Raw genomic sequence first — 1,419 nt, 5'->3', positions numbered from 1 at the left:
CGGCCGGGGCCGACTGCTGCGGCGGGCCGCTCGTGGTCCGGCCGGGCTGGGCGCCCTGGGTGGCGCCTGCCGTCTCCCTGGCCATGCTCGGCTGCGAGGCCGACGGGGAGGCCGAGGAGTCCGTACCGCGGGAGGCGCCCGCGGTGGGCGAGGCGCTGCTGCCCTGCGAGGCGCCCGCCGTGCGGCCGCTGTCCGTACGGCCGGGGGCTTCGCGCGGGGTGTGCAGCGGGCGGCCGGGCAGGCTGTTGGTCGGCGGCTCGCCCGGCTTCGGGACGGTCGGGCCGGAGGCGGACCGTACGGCGCCGCCCAGGAGCGAGCCGATCAGCAGCGTGAGGCCCGCGACCACCGCGGTCATCACCGCACCGCGACGCAGTACTCGGCGCCGCAGGTCCCAGACCTCGACGCGGGGGCCGAGGTTGCGCCACGCCTCGCCGGCCAGCCGCGCGTCGAGGGAGTAGACGGGGGCGCCCGCGATGATCAGGGGGCTCCAGGCGGCGAGGTAGATGATGTCCGGCGCGTCGTACACGGGGACGTTGCGCCAGCTGACGGTCATCAGGAGGGCGGCCGAGAGCAGCGCGCCCATGGAGGCGGCGACCCGCTGCCACAGGCCGCAGACGGTCAGTACGCCGACGACGACCTGGAGGAAGGCGACGGTGAGGCCGGCGCCGACCGGGTGCGCGAGCGCGAAGTCGCGCAGCGGCGTGGCGAGCGCCCACGGGTCCAGCGACTCCAGCCACTTGACCATGGAGCCGCGCTCGCCGCCGTCGAAGTAGACGGGGTCGCAGAGCTTGCCCATGCCCGCGTAGATGGTGATGAAACCGAGGAAGATGCGCAGGGGGAGCAGGACGACGCCGAGGTTCATCCGGCGGCCGGGGTAGAACGCCTGCTTGTCGCCGGCGAAGCGGCGGCCGCCCTCCTGACGGGGCTCGAATTCGGCGTCGCTGTACGGGCCTTCGCCGCTGTACGGGCCTTCGGCCCAGGCGTCGCCCGTGCTGCCGTACGGGCCGGGAGCCGCGCCGTCGTACGGAGCGGAGGAGGCGGGCCCTTCGGGGGAACCGTCGTACGGACCCGCGTACGAGCCGTCGGGCGAATCAGCGTACGAATCGGTGTACGAGCCGGCGTACGCACCGCCGTGGGCGCCCCTGCGCGCACCGTCGCGCCACGCGTTGCCGCCCTCGCCCGGCACGGCGTACGTGTCGTCACCCGTGCCGTACGTGTCGTCGGACCAGGCGCCGTCCGAGGGGCGGGCCTGTGGGAGTTGGGGCAGCAGCTCGGTGTCGTCGGAGGCGCCGCGGGGCCCGATCACGCCGGCCGACGGGGGCGGCGCACAGGCCCTCCTGCTCGATCAGCTGCTTCATGGCCGTCCAGCCGTCGTCCCCGCTGATCAGCTCGACCTCGTCGACGAGTTCCTCGCGCAGA

The 1,419-nt window shown here is 75.0% G+C and carries 1 protein-coding gene; it reads right to left on the bottom strand.

Annotated features, from left to right (window positions below):
• Positions 1 to 1,306, bottom strand: a 1,306-nt coding sequence (locus ABT381_RS35755; protein ID WP_351602284.1) for a DoxX family protein, incomplete at its 3' end; no start/stop codon positions are given.
• Positions 1,307 to 1,419 lie beyond the last annotated feature (113 nt).

Source organism: Streptomyces sp. NPDC000151 (genome assembly GCF_040301705.1).
In the GTDB taxonomy this organism is placed as follows: domain Bacteria; phylum Actinomycetota; class Actinomycetes; order Streptomycetales; family Streptomycetaceae; genus Streptomyces.
Note: the sequence above shows the minus strand (reverse complement) of the source record. Positions and strands in the feature narration are given on the sequence as shown.